This window comes from Myxococcus sp. AM011, assembly GCF_013372595.1.
Classification (GTDB): domain Bacteria; phylum Myxococcota; class Myxococcia; order Myxococcales; family Myxococcaceae; genus Myxococcus; species Myxococcus eversor.
In genome coordinates this window covers 1-3,472 of record NZ_JABXEM010000475.1, presented here as the reverse complement: position 1 = coordinate 3,472, position 3,472 = coordinate 1, and the positions used below count along the sequence as shown (strand labels likewise).

At 66.8% G+C, this 3,472-nt stretch carries 3 protein-coding genes; 1 reads left to right on the top strand and 2 read right to left on the bottom strand.

Features of this window, described 5'->3' with window-relative positions:
- Positions 1-338: 338 nt before the first annotated feature.
- Positions 339-1,292, top strand: coding sequence for a hypothetical protein (locus tag HUW62_RS46270; protein ID WP_176438086.1), 954 nt, complete (start codon positions 339-341; stop codon positions 1,290-1,292).
- A gap of 76 nt (positions 1,293-1,368) precedes the next feature.
- Here HUW62_RS46270 and HUW62_RS46265 read toward each other — a convergent pair whose 3' ends face one another.
- Both HUW62_RS46265 and HUW62_RS46260 read right to left on the bottom strand, forming a co-directional pair.
- Positions 1,369-2,373 (bottom strand): isocitrate dehydrogenase (NAD(+)), encoded by a 1,005-nt coding sequence (locus HUW62_RS46265; protein WP_163870999.1) that lies wholly within the window; start codon positions 2,371-2,373, stop codon positions 1,369-1,371.
- A 133-nt stretch (positions 2,374-2,506) separates the two neighbouring features.
- Positions 2,507-3,283 (bottom strand): DUF2270 domain-containing protein, encoded by a 777-nt coding sequence (locus tag HUW62_RS46260; RefSeq protein ID WP_163870998.1) that lies wholly within the window; start codon positions 3,281-3,283, stop codon positions 2,507-2,509.
- Positions 3,284-3,472: the final 189 nt, after the last annotated feature.

Here is a 3,472-nt window from a genome sequence, read left to right as displayed (position 1 = left end):
GCCTCACCGCCCCGGCCTTGAACTCCTCCGTGTAGCTACGCCGGGGACGTCGTGGCTTCTTCACTTCCGTCATGTTGGACACCGTACCTGCCTCTTCCTTGGTGTCCACTGAAGCGGATCAAGCCCACCTCGGTACGCCCCGATGGCGTCCGTCACAACACCAACTACGTCTCCAACCCCAAGGACCTGGCACGCGAGATTGAGGCCTTCGAGTCCATGGTCCGCGCGGACCGGAAGGCCATTCAGGAGTTGTACTCGCTCGACGGAACGTTGGTCCGGCGGTACGTCCCTTCGGGAGTGAGCTTCCCTTGAGTGCTTCGGACGAGGACGGGGCTTCCATGGCATCGCGTGGCGATACAGAGATGGCAGCGGACGAGTTGATCGAAGCCTTCCATCAAGGCGACGAGTCGCGCGCGCGCGAAGCGGTCTCCCGACTGGGCTCCGACGCGGAGTCGTGGTTGGCGCGCTCGTTGGAGTCTCCGGACGCGCGGCTGCGACGTGCCGCAGTCTTCGGATTTGGCGTGCTGGGAGGTGACTCCAATCTTCGTCGTTTGGAGCGGCAGCTCGTCATCGAAGAGGCTCGCGCCGACTTGGATGGCAAGTCCGTCGCGGAGGTGGTGACGCAGGCCCTCGGCGAACTCCATGAAGCCGAGGCTCGCGGAAGCCTGACGCGTCGGCTGGAGCGGCTGACACGTGGTGCACCAGGGGCGTCGGAGCTGTACACGCTTGCGCATGCGCTCTGGAAGCGGAGGCATCCTGAACTGCTCCCGGTCGTGGAGCAGGCCTTGCGAAAGCTCACTCCCTCCGTCTCGGGCCCTCTTCAGGGGCTGCACGTCCTCTTGTCGAAGTCGCCGGAGTCGCTGCGCGAGTGGGCGGGTGACGCGTCCGTTGCGCTGGCCGACAAGACGCGAGTCCTCACGGTGCTTGAATCGGACCTGCCCGATGCCTGGCTGCCTTCGCTGGCCGCGTTCATCCCGTCCTCGATTTCGGATTCGAATGCGAGTGCGCGCGAATATGCGGAGTGCCTCCTCGCCGTACTGCTGGCTCACCGGGAGCGAGTCCTTCCCAGCCTGCCCGACGACGCCCGGACGAGGCTGCGCACCCTCTCGCTAGAGATGCTCGGCTCACAAGACCCCGACCTCTCCCTGCGCTCCGCCATCCTCCTGCAATCCGTCGGACGTCCGGAAGACGCAGCGGCCATCGAAGAACACCGTCCCCAGGACTCCGTCGGTGCCAAGTCCTTCGACGATGCGGCACGCGCCCTGCGCTCCTCGGAGCCCACTCCCCACTGACCCCCGGACACGAAAAAGCCCGGGCACCTCAAAGAGGCAACCCGGGCTCAAGTGACGGAGTGTCCCGTCGAACCGACTACAGCGCCGCGATGAGCGCGTCCGTGAACTCGCGCGTCGTCGCGCTGCCACCGAGGTCGCCGGTGCGGATCTTCCCCTCGCCGTAGACCTTGTGGAGGGCGTTCTCCATGCGCCGGGCCTCTTCGCCCATGTCGAGGTAGTCCAGCATCATCACCGCCGACATCATCAGCGCGGTGGGGTTCGCGATGCCCTTGCCCGCGATGTCCGGCGCCGTGCCGTGGACCGCCTCGAAGACCGCCGTGCGCTCGCCGATGTTCGCGCCCGGCACCATGCCCAGGCCGCCCACCAGACCCGCGCACAAGTCACTGACGATATCGCCGTAGAGGTTCTCCAACACCATCACGTCGAAACGCGTCGGGTCCCTCACCAGCTGCATGCAGAGGTTGTCGACGATGACTTCCTCGTACTGGATCTCCGGATACTCACGGCCCACCTTGCGGCAGCAGTCCAGGAACAGACCGTCCGACAGCTTCATGATGTTCGCCTTGTGCACGCCGGTCACCTTCTTGCGACCGTGCTTCTTGGCGTACTCGAAGCCGAACCGGGCAATCCGCGTGGACGCCTTCTCGGTGATGATCTTCAGCGACTCCACCACGCCCGGGACGATGATGTGCTCCAGGCCGGCGTAGAGGCTCTCCGTGTTCTCGCGCACCACGATGAGGTCCACGTCCTCGTAGCGCGTCTTCACGTTCTTCACGCTCTTCACGGGCCGCAGCGACGAATACAAATCCAGCCGCTTGCGCAGACCCACGTTCGCGGAGGGCAGACCGCCGCCCACCACCGTGCCCGTGGGGCCCTTCAACGCGACGCCGCTGCGCAGCACCGCCTCCACCGTCTCGTGGGGCAGGTTGGTGCCGTACTTGGCCACCACTTCCGCGCCCGCGTCCTTGTGCTCGAACTCGAGCGGAACCTTGAGCGCCTCGAGGACGCGGATGGTGGCCGCCATTACCTCGGGGCCGATGCCGTCTCCATTGATGACCGTGACAGTGCGCGTGTTCGCCATGGGTGCGGATTCACAGCACAAATCCCCCGGACTCGAAAGGACGAAAACGGCCGGAGTACAGGGCCAGGCATGGGGTCCATGAGCCAGGGGCCAGTTGGAGGGCCCCCAGGAGCGCCCCGGGTGAAACAGGCCCTCAGTGCTCGGACGCCGAGTCTGGCCGCCGAGCGGGCCGCCGGGTGGGCCGGTGCCTCCTGCGGATGGCGTAGGGCCGGTAGAACGACTCCCACAGCGCGGCGCGGCGCCCCCGGGGCCGGGTCCGCAGCTCCCCCAAGGGGGCCCGGATGAAGAACGAGGAGATGAACAGGTACGTCGCCGCGATGGTGATGAACACCAGGATCAACATGACGATGGGCCCTGGAATCCACGCCACATGGGCCCGGGTGACGAACTCCAGGAAGTCCACCGGGGGCTTCGGGTGGCTGTAGACCTTGAAGAACCACGTCACCAACAGGACCATCAGGATGGGCCCATAGGTGCGGTTGAGCCGCGTGGAGATGGCGGACAGCAACGAGAGCTGAATCTGCGGGCGGGACATCTCCACCGCCAATTCGCGCAGGGCGTCCGGGTCCACCGGCTCGCGGCGCAGCATGGGCGCCCACCAGCCGTCCTCCAGGAGGCGCACGCGGCGGTTCCACAAGTCGTAGTAGCGGTAGCGCCGCGCCTCGACGAGCAGGAACGACACCACCATCCAGATGCCGACGAGGAAGGTGACGTGCGAGCTCTGCGGCGTCGCGAAGCCGAAGGAGATGACCGCCGCCGTCGTGGTCAGCGCCCAGTTCGTCGTCGTGTCCAGGCGCGTGCGCCAGGTGTCGGAGCGGCTCAGCTCGCCCCGGAAGAGCTGCGCCATGGCCTGCTGAGACAGCCACGGCGACTCCAGCAGGTCGTTCTTGGTGGGCTCGTTGAGGGGCATCCGTTCCCGGAAGGTGGGCCGGGGGGCGTGTCGATGCAACGGCTCGCCCGCCTGAGCGCTCCCGGCATGCGTGCCCGGTTGGATGCCCCGCCTCCCTGGTGAGCGTCCAGGCGGCCTCGGTCCAACGGGGTTCACGTGGTGGCATCGTGCCTCGGGAGCGGGCGGCCAGGCGGGCGAGCCGTTGCATCG

Bases quoted from the DNA above. Each gene is read 5' to 3' on its own strand.
- HUW62_RS46270 (WP_176438086.1), top strand. From the start codon at position 339: ATGGCATCGCGTGGCGATACAGAGATGGCAGCGGACGAGTTGATCGAA.
- HUW62_RS46265 (WP_163870999.1), bottom strand. From the start codon at position 2,373: ATGGCGAACACGCGCACTGTCACGGTCATCAATGGAGACGGCATCGGC.
- HUW62_RS46260 (WP_163870998.1), bottom strand. From the start codon at position 3,283: ATGCCCCTCAACGAGCCCACCAAGAACGACCTGCTGGAGTCGCCGTGG.